This window comes from Hymenobacter fodinae (genome assembly GCF_004745825.1).
Taxonomy (GTDB): domain Bacteria; phylum Bacteroidota; class Bacteroidia; order Cytophagales; family Hymenobacteraceae; genus Hymenobacter; species Hymenobacter fodinae.
On the sequence record NZ_SRLA01000001.1, the window covers coordinates 1105066 to 1119979 of the forward strand.

Genomic DNA, 14914 nt, shown 5'->3' on the forward strand with positions numbered 1-14914 from the left:
CGAAAAGCGGATTGCGAAAGGCCAAAATCTTATAACAACACTTTTCTGCCCGTTTGTAAGCACAGCAGTAAAAGTGGCCACTGCCAGGGATTTACGTAGATTTGACTCTTTCTCAATGCGTGCTGCTCATGCAGATTTTATTTCGCCTGACTCTGCTCATACTGCTGTTGTTTTTGGGGGCGCTGCCTACCATGGCACAATCGGCTCCACCTCGTGCCGAAGCAGAGATAGTGCTAGGGCCCTCCGCCTTTACCATCAGTGAGTACTTTACCATCAGCTTCCAACTGCGGGGTGCACCACTAGAGCGCTACTCTCCGTTCCCCGAACTAGAAGGGTTTAAGAAAAGCGGGAAGTCTAGTACCACCACTACTCGCATCGTGAATGGCGCACGCTCTACGGAGCTGACCATTACCCAGCGTTACGCCGCTTATGCGGAAGGTGAGTTCGAAGTGAAGCCCTTCACCATGACCATCAACGGCCTTACGGTGCGCTCAGCAGGCACTACGCTGAATGTAGGCCCCCAGGTCACTGCCCCCGCCGGACCACCCGGCAGTGCCGCTCCGCCCGCCATAGGCCTACTAGATCAGCTTTTTGGCAAGCCTAAGCCCCAGGATTTTGTGGAGCCCAAAGACCAAGCTTTTCTGGCCTTGGTGCCCGACAAAACGCGGGCCTACGTGGGCGAAGGCGTGCATATCGGGCTCTACTTCTACCTCACCCCCCAAGACCAGGGCGTGCTGGATTTCTACAACTTTGCTGACCAACTGCAGACTATTATTCGGCTGTTGCGGCAGCGCACGGTGTGGGAAGAGACATTTGACGAGCAGGAGATAGTGCCCGAAAACGTGCAGGTAGGGGGTAAGCCATTCTTGCGCTACCGGCTGTATGAGGCACAGCTGTATCCGCTGAATGCTCAGCCACTCACCTTCCCGGTAGTGCCGCTGCGCATGGTGAAGTACCGAGTGGCCAAGAAGCCCGAGCCGGGCCTAGATAACCGGATGGAGGGCTACAAAACCTACTTCACGGCGCCGGTTACCATTGCAGTGCTGCCCCTGCCGCCGCACCCCCTTCGCGACGAGGTGCCCGTGGGCGACTACCGCCTGCGCGAAGCCATTAGCCGCACGTCGTTTCGCACGGGTCAAACATTTGCGTACTCCTTTGTGGTAGAAGGAGAGGGCAATTTATCGGCCCTGAATATGCCCGCAGTAGCGCCGCCCCCTGGCCTAGAAGTGTATGGCCCCGATGTAGAACAGAGCACCACCCGCCAAGGTGGGCGGGTAGGCGGGCGCAAAAGCTTCCGATATCGATTGGTAGCCCGGAAGCCGGGGGCGTTGCCGTTTGATAGTTTGTTTGCGCTGGTGGTGTTTAACCCTACTACCGCGAAGTACGACACGTTGCGCTCTGATTTGCGCCCGTTGGTGCAGGGGCCAGTGCAAGAGGCGCAGCAGGTGCGCACTGACCCCACCGACCCTTTCTATCAGGAAGCCCTGCGTGACGCCGACAACACGCCCCAGAAAATAACGGTTTACCAGGATGTACGCCGCTATGCCAACGTGCTGTTGCTGGTGTTGCTGGCCGGCGCTGCGGTGGGCTGGTGGCGAGCCAACAGGTAATGTAGCGAGCGAGGAGAAGCGGGAAAAATGCGGTCTTGCCCGAACCCGCTATACCTTTACGGTAGCGGCCAGCCTACTTTGCGCCGCTAACACCCCCTACTAGGTGGTCTCTAGGCCACTTCATTCCTTCACCTTTTTAGCCCTGCACCATGTCTAATACCTTCGGCACCTTGTTTCGCATTACCACATTTGGCGAGTCGCACGGGCCGGGCATTGGGGTGGTAATTGATGGGTGTCCGGCGGGGCTGGCGGTGGAGGTAGCTGATATTCAGGCGGCCCTAGATCGGCGCCGGCCCGGGCAAAGCGACCTGACCACTCCCCGCAAGGAAGCCGACCAAGTGGAGGTGCTGTCGGGTATCTTTCAGGGCTACACCACTGGCACGCCCATTGGGCTGTTCATTCGCAATCAGGACCAGGCTAGCCACGACTATTCGCACATTGAGCACGCCTACCGGCCTTCGCACGCCGACTATACCTACGACCAGAAGTACGGCCGCCGCGACTACCGGGGCGGCGGGCGCAGCTCTGCCCGCGAAACCGCAGCGCGGGTAGCCGCCGGAGCCGTCGCTCAGAAGTTGCTGGAGCAGCACGGTATCCAGGTTAGCAGCTATGTGTCGCAGGTGGGGGCCGTGCAGGTGCCCGTGGGTTACGAGGCCCTCGATCTGAACTTGATTGAGTCAAATCCTGTGCGTTGTCCGCATCCAGAAACGGCTGAGCGCATGGCCGAGCTGATTCGGCAGACTCGTGACCGGCACGATACGGTGGGCGGCGTGGTAACGGGCGTAGCCAAAGGAGTGCCTGTTGGGCTGGGTGAGCCGGTGTTTGACCGGCTGCACGCTGAGCTAGGCCACGCCATGCTGAGTATTAATGCCGTAAAGGGCTTTGAGTACGGGTCGGGCTTTAGCGGGGTGTTGCTCTTTGGCTCTGAGCACAATGATGAGTTTTACCGCGACGAGGCCGACCAGGTGCGAACCCGTACCAACCACTCAGGCGGCATTCAGGGCGGCATCAGCAATGGGCAGGATATCTACTTCCGGGTAGCCTTCAAGCCCGTTGCCACTATTCTGCAGCCCCAGAAAACGCTCAACAACCAGGGCGAAGAAATTACGCTGGCCGGCAAAGGCCGCCACGACCCCTGCGTGCTACCCCGCGCCGTCCCCATTGTGGATGCCATGACCAACCTCGTACTGGCCGATATGCTGCTGCGTGCCCGCAGTAACAAAGCGTAAGTTTTAATAATGAGGAGATGAGGGAAGTAAGAAAATGGCCGAGGTCATTTCCCTACTTGCTTCCCTCACTGCTTATGCGCTTCCACCGCCGCTGGAGCTGGCAAAATCCAGGGGGCGGGGGCTAGGGTACGAGATTGAGCCGCTAAATCAAGGGAAGGAGAAACCAGCGGGCAGGGCGGACGACGGTTCAGCTGCAGATAGGAATCGGCGTACACCTGTACCGGGCCTAGGCCACGTTGCCGGTACTCCTCGGCCAGAAAGTGAGCGAACTGAATAATCAGATCGGGCTGGGCAGCTAGCTTGTTGCACTGACGCGGCGTGAGGTAGGTACTGGGAGCTATTACCTGAGTGCGCCCATCGGGCAACACCACCCGAAAACTGATCTGACCCGACTTGCTACGCAGCATCATATGCCAGGCAAAATGATGACCCTCCTCGGTCCAGTGCACGTCGCCGGGGTACAGCAAAGACCGCAGCGGCACCAGCAGCTGAACTGCCGCATATAGGCCTAGGCCACTTAACAACAGCCCCGCGTGCCGAGGAATAGCTAAGCGGTTGGGAGACCAATGCACTGCTGCAACGGGCACGCGTGCGCTCAGCCAGCGGCGCAGGCCGCGCACCCGCCTAGGCCAGTTGGGTGGAAAATACACGCAACCGGTCATCATCAAGGAAAACCACGGGAAAGTGCCCAGCCCGAAGATGATGACGTTGGAAAGATGAAATACCACGGCCACGACAAACATCCAGGGGCGAGTACGGCGCCAGAGCAACAAAGGCGCCGCCAGCAAATCGAAGGCCAGGCCGGCGTAGCTCATCACCCAGGGCGTTAGCCAGTGGCCTAGCACGGGCCCCAGTATTGGGTAAGTAGCCTTGGGCGCTAGCCACACGCTAAGCGGACGAGCCAGGAGCCAATCTGCATTAAGCTTGGCCAACCCTGCGTAGAAGTACACCACGCTCAGTTGGAAAATTAGCACGTAGCGCACCCAGGCCGGCACGGTAGCGGAGGGTGCTACCCGACCGGCGCGCGCATCGGTAGAGGCAGCGCGATGGGCGGGTAGTACACAGAGCCAGGCTGCCAGCAGGCAATAAAGGTACAGGTGGTTGATGTAGCGCGTTTGCTCGGCCAGAAACAACAACGTGTAGCAGATCGTCAGCAGAAAGGCATTGAGGCGGTAGCGCCACCCAGCTGCCACGGCTATGCCCGCCGCTACTGCCCCTGCGTGCAGGCCTATACCTACGGCCGGCGGCCAGTGAGGTAGCCAATCAAACCACAGATACGAGAAGTGAAATTTGGGCTGAGTATATTCTTTGTAATAGCCCAGCGCCAAGCTGCCTGCCATTTCCAGCGCCAATAGTACGCCCGTGCCCACTCTGAAGACTACCAGCCAAGCAATATCTATGGGGCGAAACAAGGCAGCAAGTAAACGGTGGGGCATGGCAGCGGGCTTTGCTTAGCCTACGTACCGCCAGGGGGAAAGAGTTTGCGCCCGGTTGACTTTGAATCATCAAGCCAACAACAGCCAAATGCTGACTATGGCCAGCACAGGCAGTAAATACGGAACAGCATAGCGCCCGATGTAGCCAAAGAAACTCGGCATGGGTACGCCCTCCTTCTCAGCAATGGAGCGCACCAAAAAATTAGGGCCGTTGCCAATGTACGTTAGTGCGCCAAACAGCACGGCTCCGCTGCTAATGGCCCGCAGCAGAGGCATAGTGTCCGCACCCTCGGCAAATTGCTGCACGGCCGCAGCACTAGTAAAGGGGAGGTCGTGTCCGGCCATGCTCAAGCTCACAAAAGAGGCGTAGGTGGGCGCATTGTCGAGGAAGGCGGAGAGGATGCCCGTCAGCCAATACAGGGAAGTAGGTGTGAGGCTCTCCGTTACGGCGGGCTTAGAGGCAATAGATGCGGCCGTTTGCAGGGCCGGAACCATAGTCAGGAAGATGCCGAAGAACAGAAACGCTACTTCCAGAATAGGCGCGAAGTTGAAATGGTTGGCCGACAGCGCTTGGCGCGAAGCCGTACGGTAGCAGCCCCAGGCGGCTAGCAACTGCAGGACTTCGCGCACAAAAGAAATGCGCGTTTCTCCAAGAGAAAGGGCGGGCAGCCAGGGCACCCGGGCCGGGTCGAGAAATACAGCCCCTAGCACCACTAGCAGCCAAAGTAGGTTGTAACGGCCGTGAAAGTCGTAGAGCGGTAGGCCACCCTCTCGGCGGGCGCGGCGCTGCTCGCTCCGCGAAAGAGGGGCGGGGAAGGGGGTGCGCCGGTCACGCAGCCAGAAGAGCAGCAACAGTAGGCTAGTAGTGAGCAGCCACGGAAACAGAAGGTGCCACGACGTCCAGAAAAACGGCACCCCGCGCAGAAACCCAATGAACAATGGTGGGTCGCCGAGGGGAGTGAGCAGGCCCCCGGCGTTACTGACCAGAAAAATGAAAAACACAATATGGTAGGGCCTCACCCGCTTATCGTTGAGCCGGATAAGGGGACGAATGAGCAGCAGCGAGGCGCCCGTAGTGCCGATAAGCGAGGCCAGGACAGCACCAATGGCCAGCAGGAGCACATTGCGGCGGGGCGTGCCGGCCAGGTTTATATTGAGGTACATGGTGCCGCCTACCACAAACAGCGCCGTCAGCAACGTCACAAAGGAGAAGTATTCGGCCAGCGTTTCTGCGGCCGTGTGCCAGTCGTGCAGTACCAACCCGTAATAGAGTAGCATGAGCCCTCCTAGGCCGACTGCCACATAGGCGTATCGTTTCTCCCAGAATTCGGGGAATAGTAGCGGCCCCACGGCAATAAGTCCGAGCAAGGTGAAGAAGGGCAACAGCAACGGCCACGGGGGCGCAGTAGCAGCAGTGAGAAGCAGGGCAGAAAGAACCATAGGCAAGCGGCAAAGGTAGCCACCTCCTGAAACTGATTTTTTTGCGGGGTAGTTATAGCTATGGTTCTATACTCTAGGCCTGGTAGGCGGCTCCTGCTTGCTTATCTTGTGAGCAGCCGTCTGTAGCTGCGCATACTTGCGTACTTTTGTAACTTCTGCCGCCCCGCGCGGTTGTACCTACCAGCCCGGCAGTGCTGCCGGCTGCTTTTCTCCCGCTTGTCTCCAAGTCTTTCAAACATGGCTGAACAACTCACTGCCCCCGCTGCTCCGGTTTCTATCTACGCCGAAGCCAGCCCCAACCCTGAATCCATGAAGTTTGTGCTCAACACCCAGTTCCTGACGGACGGGGTGAGCGTAGACTATCCTAACGCGGAAGCTGCCGCCAACTCACCCTTGGCCCAGGAGCTGTTTCAGTTCGATTACGTAAGCCGCGTATTCATTGCCCAGAACTTTGTAACTATTACCAAAGGCACCGACCACCAGTGGGCTCAGCTCATTCCCGAGCTGCGCACCTTCCTGAAGTCGTACGTAGAGGCCGGCGGCCCCATTTTCACCGTTGACCCCGCTGCTGAGCAGCACGCTGCCCAACAGGCCGCTGCTACTGGCAACTCTTCGGAGGTTGACCAGCAGACTAGCCAGAAGATCATCGACTTGCTCGAGAACTACGTGCGCCCCGCCGTAGAGCAAGACGGTGGCAACATCACCTTCAAGAGCTACCAAGACGGCATCGTAACCGTGAACCTGCAAGGCTCGTGCTCGGGCTGCCCCTCGGCTACCGTAACGCTTAAGTCAGGTATCGAGAACCTGCTCAAGCGTATGGTACCCGAAGTAAAAGAAGTTGTAGCCGAAGGCGTAACCGCTTCCTTCTAAGCTTCTGCACTGCCATATAATACCTAAACAAAAAGCCCCGGCCATAACAGCCGGGGCTTTTTGCGTTTCAAGGTACTACTAGTGGCCTAGAGCTTGGGCTTAAGAGTGAAGTTGCGAGCTACGTTAAAGCCAAAGTAGATGTCGCCCTTAAAGAAGTCGCCGCTGGTGCGGGGCACGAAGAATGGCTCAATCATACCTCGGGAATTTGTGACGTGCAGCTGGAACACGTGGCCGCCCGTTTCAATATCGAGTCCGGCAGCCAGGGCATCGCGTAGGCCAGTAGCCCGTGAATTAGGCAGGCGGTAGTAGTACTCTAGAGTCAGCGCCAGCCGCTTGGTGAGCTTTTGGCGGCCAGCGAAACCCACGGCATACACATCGTTCTCATCAGACTCAGTGTCGACCAAATTTCGGTGTACCACCGTGGGGCTCACTTGCACGGAGAGGCCGGGCGAGAATTTACGGGCCACCAGGGCCTGCCAGGTGTACGTGAGGCGGCGCGGAAATGTGTGCTCGAAACCCTCGTTGGTGTAGCGCAGGCTGGTGAGGGCCGTAGCGCCCAACAAAGTTACGCTCACGGGCGCCGCGCCTAGGCCAGTGCTTTGGCGCAGGGCCCGATATTTCACGAAGCCATCAAACGTCTTTTCCAGGGAGCTGCGCCCAATACCCACCGCCAACCGATCGGTAATACCATACTCCAGCCCCAGCCTGATGGTGGCCTGGTCTAAGCCGAAAAAGTTGTAGGCGCCGCTATTGAGAGTACCAAAGCGGTGCGAAATCAGGAAGATGAGCGTGCCGCCGCCCGGCGTTTCCACGGAGTGCCCATTGATAACTCGCGTACCTTTAAAGGTAGCCGTTACGGGTACTTGCCGGGCGCTATCGGGGTTCTGGCGCTCCAGGTCTTGCAGCAGGGTATCTTGCGCTAGGCCACTATGGGCGCAACACAACAGGCCTAGCCCGCCCACAAGGCGGCAGTAGGTGCTTGATGAAAGCATAGCCATAGGGGGTTAAGGACGAGAAGCCATAGTTCGGAGAGCATCGGCGGTGAGGCGCACTTTCACCTGCACGTTCTTGGCAATGTGGTCGCGCACCAAGGCCGGAATCTCAATCTTGTAGTCGGCCGGTGCCACGTTAAAGGTGGCCTGTACCAGCAGCTGCCCATTCTGCAACTGCAGGGTGCCCGGCACTTGCACGCGGCGCGTAACGCCATGAATGGTCAGGTCGCCTTCCGCCGTCACCGATTGTACCTTGGAGGCTGCCTCCCGTAGCTCGGGCAAATTCACTTGCAGCAACCGGCCGGAGAACGTAGCCTTAGGGTAACGCTCCGACTCCAAGTAGTTCTCATTGAAGTGCTCCTGCATGAGGCTGCGTTTGAACTCAAACGACCGGATGGGAATGCTGAAGGCTAGTTGGCCGGTTTGCAAATCCAGTAAGGCCGCCGTTTGCTGGCTGCGGGCCTCAATAGCTTCTAGGGGGCTAGAGGAGAAAAAGGAGGTAGTGCCCGTGCGGGTCTGGTAGCGGGTTTCTTGCGCCTGTGCCCAGTACGTGCCCAGTAGTAAGCCGCCCAGTAGGAAGGGCCGCAACATATGTCGTTTCATAGGCGGGTTAGTTGTTAGGCGCACCTTGCCGCACCCACGCGCGGATGCGGGCTATTTCACAGTCAGATAGCTTAGCACCCCCAACGGGCATGGCTGGGTAGCCGGGCGCATGCGTAATTACTCCCATCAAGCGACCATCGGCGGCTACGCGCTGCACCTGCGCGTAGGTGGAAAGGCTCACGTCGCCGCTGCGCACGTTGGTGTTGTGGCAATTCACGCACCGCTGCTGCAACAGCGGTGCGACGGACGTGGAGAAGGTAGTGGCTACCGTGTCGCAGGCTGGGGCTGGCGGATTTTTGCCCAGCAGGTCAGCGGCATTATCGTAGGTGCAGGCGGGCAGTAGGGCCACCAACAGCAGCAGGCTAGGCCACCAGCCACGACGGGGAGCTAGGGGGATGCACCCCGTCACGAGTGGCTTTCGGAAGTCTAACACCGGCTTCATGGGGTTGCTACCAGCCATTTGTCGCCTTCACTCACTAGGCCATTGCCTTCCACCTGTCCGCGAGTTTGGTTGTCGGCGGTGTAGTAGTAGAGCGGTTTCCCCTTATAAGTAAGCTGCTGGTTGGTAACGGCACCGTCGCCGTAGGGGCCGCTGGTGGTAGTTGTGCGGGTGATGGTGCCAAAGTCGCTGCCTTTTAAAGCCGAGGGCAAGTTGCGCCCCGAGGTGTAGAACGGCGGCCAGACGGTAGCGCAATTGCCGGTGCAATTGGTGGCCAGTGTGGTGGGGTTACGGTCATCTTTGACGAAGGTGTAGAGCGTGCGGCCCTTGGCATCAATCAAGAAATTCTTGTTACCGCTCTGGTTGGTTGACTTATCCACTACACTCTTGGTGGCCACCATCACCGAGTAAGAAGGGTTGACCACGTACCACACGTTGCCCACCCCGTCGCCGGAGGTTTGGCCGGTGGCCTCGCGCACATTCTGGCCGTTCACCAGCGGCGCGTAGTAGTACAGCGGCCAGCCTTTGTACAGGGTCTGAGGTTTCCCGTCGGCAGTCATCTGGGTGGTAAAGTCGCTGGCTTGCAGGTCGCCGCCTACTTGAATATCAGCCTCGTAGAAAATTGGCCACACGGCCGCGCAGCCGCCCGTGCACACGTTTTTGCCGTCGGTGTCGCGCGTGAAATAATAGAGCGTGTTACCCTCCTTGTCGGTCAGGAAAGAGCCCAGGCTGGCGGTAGAGGCCACTTTAATAGTGGGGTCAGGCGTGACAACTGGTTTGTCTTTTGAGTCGCTGCAGCTGCTGAGGAGCGGTAGCCAGCCGAGAAGAAGCCACAGGGTGAGCCGGGCGGCCGGACGGGCAGCCCACGAGGATAAAGAGTAGAGCATGGCTGTGAGTAGGTTAAGTGAAAGAATGATGGCAGGAGAGAAGTCTCGGAAAAGGCATGGCAGAGCCTGGACTTCAAAAAATGAAGCCAATGGAGGAGGGTATCGGGCAAGCCAATACCGTAGCAGGAAGGGGTAGCCTAGGGGGCCGGCGTTGCTGTCCGGGAGTGACCTAGACCATAGCGGATGCCCAGCAGCAGGCCCGTGCTGCTTAACCGCATTTGCCCAAAGCCCACGCCGTTCAGCGGAACATTCAGGAAAGGCTCGGCCTGTACTACCCAACGGGGAGTGAGGTTACGCTCGTAGCCTGCTGCCACGCGGAGCATTTGCAGGGCTTGCGTGCCGCCTTTAGGGTAGCTCCAAGTGCGCGCTATATAGTCGCCGTTCAGCTCGTAGTGGTAAGTGTAGCGTTCATTGCGCAGGTTAAGCGTAGTAAGGCCTGCGCTGGCATACAGGGAGTAGGTGGGGCGCAACCGTAGGTCGTAGCGGAAGTCGAGGGGGATTTCCAGAATGCGGCAGTTAGCGTCAACTTCATCCACCGGAATGCGCCACGTCCAGTAGCCGGTTGGCGGACGGTAGTCGGAGCCGCGGGCCCCGTACCGCTTCACGCTACGCAGCACTCCCGTGCGCACCCGCAGCCGCGAGGTCAGGCGATATTCGGCCACCACGCCCACCGTACCTCCAGCCCGCGGACTAGGGCTGGGCAGTACTCCCGATAGCTCCGGCCCCCCGACTAAGCCTACCCAAAAACGGTAGGTCAGTTGTGGGGCTCGCGGCTCCGGCCGCACTGAATCGGTAGCCGTACTGATAGGACCAATTACTTGCGGCGCTAGAGCAATGGGGCGGGTCACGGAGTCAGCCTCGCTTCCGGTCTGGCTCACTGCCGCTAAGGCACCTGGCTCGGTCACTGATGGCTGTTGAGGAACGGCAGATTGGGCTAGGCCACTGGTAGTACCTGTAGGCACTACCGCCGTAACATCTTGCAGCTTTGGGGCCCGCTCTTCTGGCACGCTGCGCGTAGGGCGGTCAATGCGGAAGCTACCCGCTGCCAGACGAGCAGCTCCCGCAAACGGCGTCTTCGCGCGTGAAATTTGAAGAAGCCGCCCTGACCGGACTTCCGGTAAAGCACTAGTTGGTGCAGGTGAATCAGTTAATTCAGCTAGAGGAGCAGCAACTTTCGGCGCGCGGCTGGGAGCTTGTGGCCCTGTAGCCGTTCGGGCCGTTGTTGCTGGCTGCGTAGAGGCAGAAGGTGTCGGGACAGCAAAAGCAGTTGAAGGAAGTGCAGATTTGGTTTCAGACGCCGGGGTTGGATGGGATGTGCCTAGGCCACTAGGATAGTAGTTTAGCCACAGCAGCAGAAACAGAGCTACCACACCTATTTCCGTGGCAAACAAACCGGCCACGCGCTGCCAGAGCTGGCGCCGCACCTGGTGTTGCCGCGCTGCTTCCTCTAGCTGCGTTTCCAAGCGCAGCCAGCCGCTGAGGGATGTCTCGTCGGGGAAGGCTTCGGCTCCCCGTTGGAACAGCCGGTCTAGCTCTTCATCTGACATATCCGGCGTACGCATGGTGTTGTTGGTGTTTAAGCAATAGTTTGAGGTGGGCCCGAGCCTTGAACAGGTTCGACTTGGAAGCACCTACGGAGATGCCTAGCTGGTCGGCAATTTCCTCGTGGGTGTAGCCATCAATCACGAAGAGATTGAAAACCGTCCGGTAGGCAGGAGGCAATTGGGCAATCAGGCGCAGCAATTCCTCGAACGACAAGGTATCGAGCGGAGTAGAGGCTGCATCTCGGGGGGGGGGTACGGCTTCTAGGTCTACCTGAAAGGCGTGCCGGTTCCGGGCCCGGAAGTGGTCGATGGCGGTGCGTACCATGATGCGTCGCAGCCACCCTCGTAGTGAGCCAGCCAGATCGGGGAAGCGCTGCTGATCGAAGCGGGGGAGCTCCTGAAAAACTTTGATGAATCCGTCGTTTACTGCTTCCTGACTGGCGTCCCGGTCGTGGAGGTAGCGCAGACAAATGCTGAATGCATAGGCATAGTGGCGCAGATACAGCTGCCGCTGGCTAGCCCTGTCGTTCGCACGGCATCCGGCGAGCAACTGGGTAAGAAGCGCATGTTCTGGGTCGGGAGTAACCACGGTAGCGGAGCGTCAATCTACTAACCCACTCGGCGCAGCTTGCCCAAAGGTTGCCTGAGGATTCAGAAAAATTAATAAAAAAAGCCCGATCCTTCCGGACCGGGCTTTTTGGCTGTTGTGCGGTGGCCTAGGCCACGTCAAACATTAGATATTAGCCGTCGAGAGCTTAGGAGCACCGGCGTCGGTGGCAGCATTAAGGTTGGCTTTTTCCTTGCGGCCGTAGGTGTCCAGGATCAGCGGCGCCGCAATGAACAGCGACGAGTACGTGCCGTAGATGATACCAATCAGCATGGCGAAGGAGAACGAACGCAGGGTTTCACCGCCGAACACGTAGAGTACGCCCACTACCAGGAACACCGTGGTGAACGTAATCATGGTGCGGGAGAAGGTGCTGTTCAGAGCGGGGTTTACCACTTGAGCAAATGTCAGGTGCTTGTTCTCGCGCAGGTATTCCCGTATCCGGTCGTAGATAACCACGGTGTCGTTCATCGAGAAGCCAATTACCGTAAGCACCGCCGCCACGAATACTTGGTCCATCTCGTAGTTCAGGCCGAGGGCCCGCGCAATGGGGAAGGTGGCAATTACCAACAGGGCATCGTGGAACAGTGCCACTACGGCCGCCATCGAATACTGCCACTTCTCGAAGCGGAACAGTACGTACACGAAGATGGCCAGCAGCGTCAGGCCCAAGCTCACTACCGAGGTCTTTTTGATGTCGTCGGCAATGGTAGCGCCTACTTTCGAAGAACTCTTGATAACAGGGTTTTCAGCCGCGTATTTCTTGGCTAGGCCAGTCTCCAACGCAGTGCGTACTTTCTTATCGGCATCCGTGCTTTCATCAGCCGCCAGGTAACCCGTGGTGATGCGCAAGCGGTTGTTGGCACCAAAGGTTTTTACCTCCGTACCAGCACCCCCGAAGTAGTCTTGCGTGAGCACGTCGCGCACATCCGAAGCCGGAATGGCTTTGTTGAAGTCCACGATGTACTCGCGGCCACCGCGGAAGTCAACGCCCAGGTTCGGGCCGCCCTGCATAGCCATCAGCACGAAGCCCAGCACGATTACTACCGTCGAAGCAATGTAGGCGTACTTACGCTTGCCCACGATGTCGAAGTTGGTGCCTTTGAACAGGTGACGCGAAATAGCGGTGTCGAAGGTGAGGGACGACTTTTCTTTGCCTTTGGTGAGACGCTCAATGATGAGGCGCGACACGTACACCGCCGACAGGAAGGAGGTGAACACGCCAATACCCAGGGTAATGGCGAAGTTCTGCACCGGACCCGTACCGAAGAAGCCCAGAATCAGGGCAATGATCAGCGTGGTTACGTTGGAGTCGAAGATAGCCGAGAAGGCGCGGCCGTAGCCTTTGTTGATAGCGTCCTGCGTTTGCAGGCCGTGGTCTAGTTCTTCCCGGATCCGTTCGAAGATCAGTACGTTAGCATCTACCGAAGTTCCAATTACCAGTACCAGACCGGCAATGCCGGGCAGGGTAAGAGCGAAGGAGAACTGGGCCAATACACCCAGAATCAGGAACATGTTGAAGAGCAGGGCAGCGTCGGCTACCATGCCAGCCCGGCCGTAGTACACGGCCATGAAGATCATGATGATTACGAGGCCAGCCAGCGAAGAGTACAGACCCTGGTTAGTGGCTTCCTGACCCAGCGAGGGGCCTACAATGGCTTCTTCTACAATACGGGTAGGAGCAGGCAGCTTACCGGCCTTCAGAATGTTGGCCAGGTCTTGAGCTTCTTCAATGGTGAAGTTGCCGGAAATGCTGGAGTTGCCACCGGCAATTTCAGCCTGCACCACGGGAGCCGAGTACACGTTATCGTCGAGCACGATGGCTACCTGACGGCCAATGTTAGCCGCCGTCAGCTTCTGCCACTTGCGGGCACCGCCGGGCGTCATCTGCATCGAAACTTCAGCGCGGCCGCTAAGCTGGTCGAAGTCGCCGCGGGCGTCGCTGATAACTTCACCGCCGATGGGAGCTTCGCCCTCGCGCGACTTGCGGATGGCGTAGAGTTGCAGGTATTCTTGGCCTTCAATTACGTCGGGCTTCACGCCCCACAGGAAGGTCAGGTTAGAGGGCAGTACGGCGCGGGTGTCGGGGCTACGCAGTACGGCATTCACACGAGCCGTGTCGCGCACGTTAGCGCCCAGCGTGCCTGGCATCGTGAACAGGCTGGCCAGTACGTTTTTCTTGGGAGCAGCCGAGTCGGTTTTAGCTGTAGCGGTGCCTTTCTTGGCCAGCTGGCTAGCCAGGGAAGTAGAGTCGTTGGCGGCAGCTTTGGTGGTGTCGGTGGTGGCGGCAGGAGTAGTGGCAGCTACCGGAGCAGCCGTAGCTTCTTTGGCGCTCAGCACATCGTTGAGCTGGTTCAGGTAAGGGGCAAACTCATCGGTGCGCCACACTTCCCAGAACTCCAGCTTGGCCTGGCCTTGCAGCAGCTTGCGTACGCGGTCGGGGTTGTCTACACCAGGCAATTCAACCTGAATACGGCCGGTACCCTTTACCCGCTGAATGTTGGGCTGGCTGGTGCCAAACTTATCGATACGGGAACGCAGGATGTTGAAGGAGCGGTCAATGGCTTCCTCGATTTCCTTGTTGATGGCACCCAACACCTTTGCATCAGAAGAATTGATGTCGATGTTGCGGCTCTTGTTGAGCGTGTTGGCGAAGATGGAGGCCAGCTTGCCATTCGGAGCGGCATCGCGGTAGGTCTGCGCAAACAGGGTGGTGAAGGGCGTAGAAGGGTTAGCCTTCTGCAGTTCCTGAGCCTGAGCAATGGCTTTGTTGAAGGCGGGGTCTTTCGAGTTGGCCGACATAGCCCGCACAATTTCCACTGGGGATACTTCCAGCGTTACGTGCATACCACCGTTTAGGTCAAGGCCAAGGCCGAGCTCCGAGGTGCGCACATCCTTATAGGTGAGGGGCCCGAAAACGGGCGCGCGCCACACCGAGTCGAGGTAGTGCTGGCGCTTGCTTTCCACAAGTTTGCCCCCGCGGCTGGCGTAGGCCACCGCGTCGCGCTGCACCCCGCGTGACACGAAGGTGAGCGTCAGAAAGTAGATGCACAACGCCGACACAATAAGCGTCAGCGTAATGACGAGTCCTTTATTTCGCATTTGATAAAAAGTAGGTATTCTGAATCCGGAGTGGGGCTGATGCGGCGCGGCGGAGCTGCGGAAAAGCGAGTATGATGCTGCTGTAGGCTAGTATTCCCGGCCGCATCAGCAACGGGGGAGGATACCAAGTGGCCTAGCAAGGCATCTGCTTCTCG

General features: G+C 58.5%; 12 protein-coding genes. 3 read left to right on the plus strand and 9 right to left on the minus strand.

The features are described 5' to 3' along the window. The first annotated feature begins 128 nt into the window (after positions 1 to 128). Positions 129 to 1610 (plus strand): BatD family protein, encoded by a 1482-nt coding sequence (locus EU556_RS04770; protein WP_135431538.1) that lies wholly within the window; start codon positions 129 to 131, stop codon positions 1608 to 1610. A 149-nt stretch (positions 1611 to 1759) separates the two neighbouring features. After that, on the plus strand, positions 1760 to 2839 hold the full coding sequence (gene aroC / locus EU556_RS04775; RefSeq protein WP_135431540.1) for a chorismate synthase: 1080 nt from the start codon (positions 1760 to 1762) through the stop codon (positions 2837 to 2839). 65 nt (positions 2840 to 2904) lie between these two features. Here aroC and EU556_RS04780 read toward each other — a convergent pair whose 3' ends face one another. Together EU556_RS04780 and EU556_RS04785 are read right to left on the minus strand one after the other, a co-directional pair. Continuing rightward, positions 2905 to 4275 carry an HTTM domain-containing protein gene (locus tag EU556_RS04780; RefSeq protein WP_135431542.1) on the minus strand — a complete coding sequence of 457 codons (1371 nt, stop codon included), beginning with the start codon at positions 4273 to 4275 and terminating at the stop codon, positions 2905 to 2907. Between the two features lie 69 nt (positions 4276 to 4344). Next, complete coding sequence (locus tag EU556_RS04785) at positions 4345 to 5715, minus strand: sodium:proton antiporter (RefSeq protein WP_135431544.1); 1371 nt, start codon at positions 5713 to 5715, stop codon at positions 4345 to 4347. A gap of 237 nt (positions 5716 to 5952) precedes the next feature. Between EU556_RS04785 and EU556_RS04790 the strand changes: the two genes are divergently transcribed. Then, positions 5953 to 6585, plus strand: coding sequence for a NifU family protein (locus EU556_RS04790; protein ID WP_135431546.1), 633 nt, complete (start codon positions 5953 to 5955; stop codon positions 6583 to 6585). A gap of 86 nt (positions 6586 to 6671) precedes the next feature. On the opposite strand, the gene EU556_RS04795 is transcribed toward EU556_RS04790, so the two are convergent. From EU556_RS04795 to secDF, 7 genes are all read right to left on the minus strand, one after another. Continuing rightward, positions 6672 to 7577 (minus strand): DUF5777 family beta-barrel protein, encoded by a 906-nt coding sequence (locus EU556_RS04795; RefSeq protein ID WP_135431548.1) that lies wholly within the window; start codon positions 7575 to 7577, stop codon positions 6672 to 6674. A gap of 12 nt (positions 7578 to 7589) precedes the next feature. Further along, positions 7590 to 8180: a YceI family protein gene (locus tag EU556_RS04800; protein WP_245327421.1), complete on the minus strand. Its 591-nt coding sequence runs from the start codon at positions 8178 to 8180 to the stop codon at positions 7590 to 7592. Between the two features lie 7 nt (positions 8181 to 8187). After that, complete coding sequence (locus EU556_RS04805) at positions 8188 to 8622, minus strand: c-type cytochrome (protein ID WP_135431550.1); 435 nt, start codon at positions 8620 to 8622, stop codon at positions 8188 to 8190. Further along, complete coding sequence (locus tag EU556_RS04810; protein ID WP_135431552.1) at positions 8619 to 9506, minus strand: hypothetical protein; 888 nt, start codon at positions 9504 to 9506, stop codon at positions 8619 to 8621. Before EU556_RS04810 ends, EU556_RS04805 begins: the two co-directional genes overlap by 4 nt. 137 nt (positions 9507 to 9643) lie before the next feature. Next, on the minus strand, positions 9644 to 11068 hold the full coding sequence (locus EU556_RS04815; protein WP_135431553.1) for a hypothetical protein: 1425 nt from the start codon (positions 11066 to 11068) through the stop codon (positions 9644 to 9646). After that, positions 11043 to 11639, minus strand: coding sequence for an RNA polymerase sigma factor (locus EU556_RS04820; RefSeq protein WP_135431555.1), 597 nt, complete (start codon positions 11637 to 11639; stop codon positions 11043 to 11045). The genes EU556_RS04815 and EU556_RS04820 overlap by 26 nt, the downstream gene beginning before the upstream one ends. 144 nt (positions 11640 to 11783) lie before the next feature. After that, on the minus strand, positions 11784 to 14759 hold the full coding sequence (gene secDF, locus EU556_RS04825; protein WP_135431557.1) for a protein translocase subunit SecDF: 2976 nt from the start codon (positions 14757 to 14759) through the stop codon (positions 11784 to 11786). Positions 14760 to 14914: the final 155 nt, after the last annotated feature.

Excerpts from the sequence above, each read along its gene's own strand:
- EU556_RS04770 (WP_135431538.1), top strand. The coding sequence starts at position 129 with ATGCAGATTTTATTTCGCCTGACTCTGCTCATACTGCTGTTGTTTTTG.
- aroC (WP_135431540.1), top strand. The coding sequence starts at position 1,760 with ATGTCTAATACCTTCGGCACCTTGTTTCGCATTACCACATTTGGCGAG.
- EU556_RS04780 (WP_135431542.1), bottom strand. The coding sequence starts at position 4,275 with ATGCCCCACCGTTTACTTGCTGCCTTGTTTCGCCCCATAGATATTGCT.
- EU556_RS04785 (WP_135431544.1), bottom strand. The coding sequence starts at position 5,715 with ATGGTTCTTTCTGCCCTGCTTCTCACTGCTGCTACTGCGCCCCCGTGG.
- EU556_RS04790 (WP_135431546.1), top strand. The coding sequence starts at position 5,953 with ATGGCTGAACAACTCACTGCCCCCGCTGCTCCGGTTTCTATCTACGCC.
- EU556_RS04795 (WP_135431548.1), bottom strand. The coding sequence starts at position 7,577 with ATGCTTTCATCAAGCACCTACTGCCGCCTTGTGGGCGGGCTAGGCCTG.
- EU556_RS04800 (WP_245327421.1), bottom strand. The coding sequence starts at position 8,180 with ATGAAACGACATATGTTGCGGCCCTTCCTACTGGGCGGCTTACTACTG.
- EU556_RS04805 (WP_135431550.1), bottom strand. The coding sequence starts at position 8,622 with ATGAAGCCGGTGTTAGACTTCCGAAAGCCACTCGTGACGGGGTGCATC.
- EU556_RS04810 (WP_135431552.1), bottom strand. The coding sequence starts at position 9,506 with ATGCTCTACTCTTTATCCTCGTGGGCTGCCCGTCCGGCCGCCCGGCTC.
- EU556_RS04815 (WP_135431553.1), bottom strand. The coding sequence starts at position 11,068 with ATGCGTACGCCGGATATGTCAGATGAAGAGCTAGACCGGCTGTTCCAA.
- secDF (WP_135431557.1), bottom strand. The coding sequence starts at position 14,759 with ATGCGAAATAAAGGACTCGTCATTACGCTGACGCTTATTGTGTCGGCG.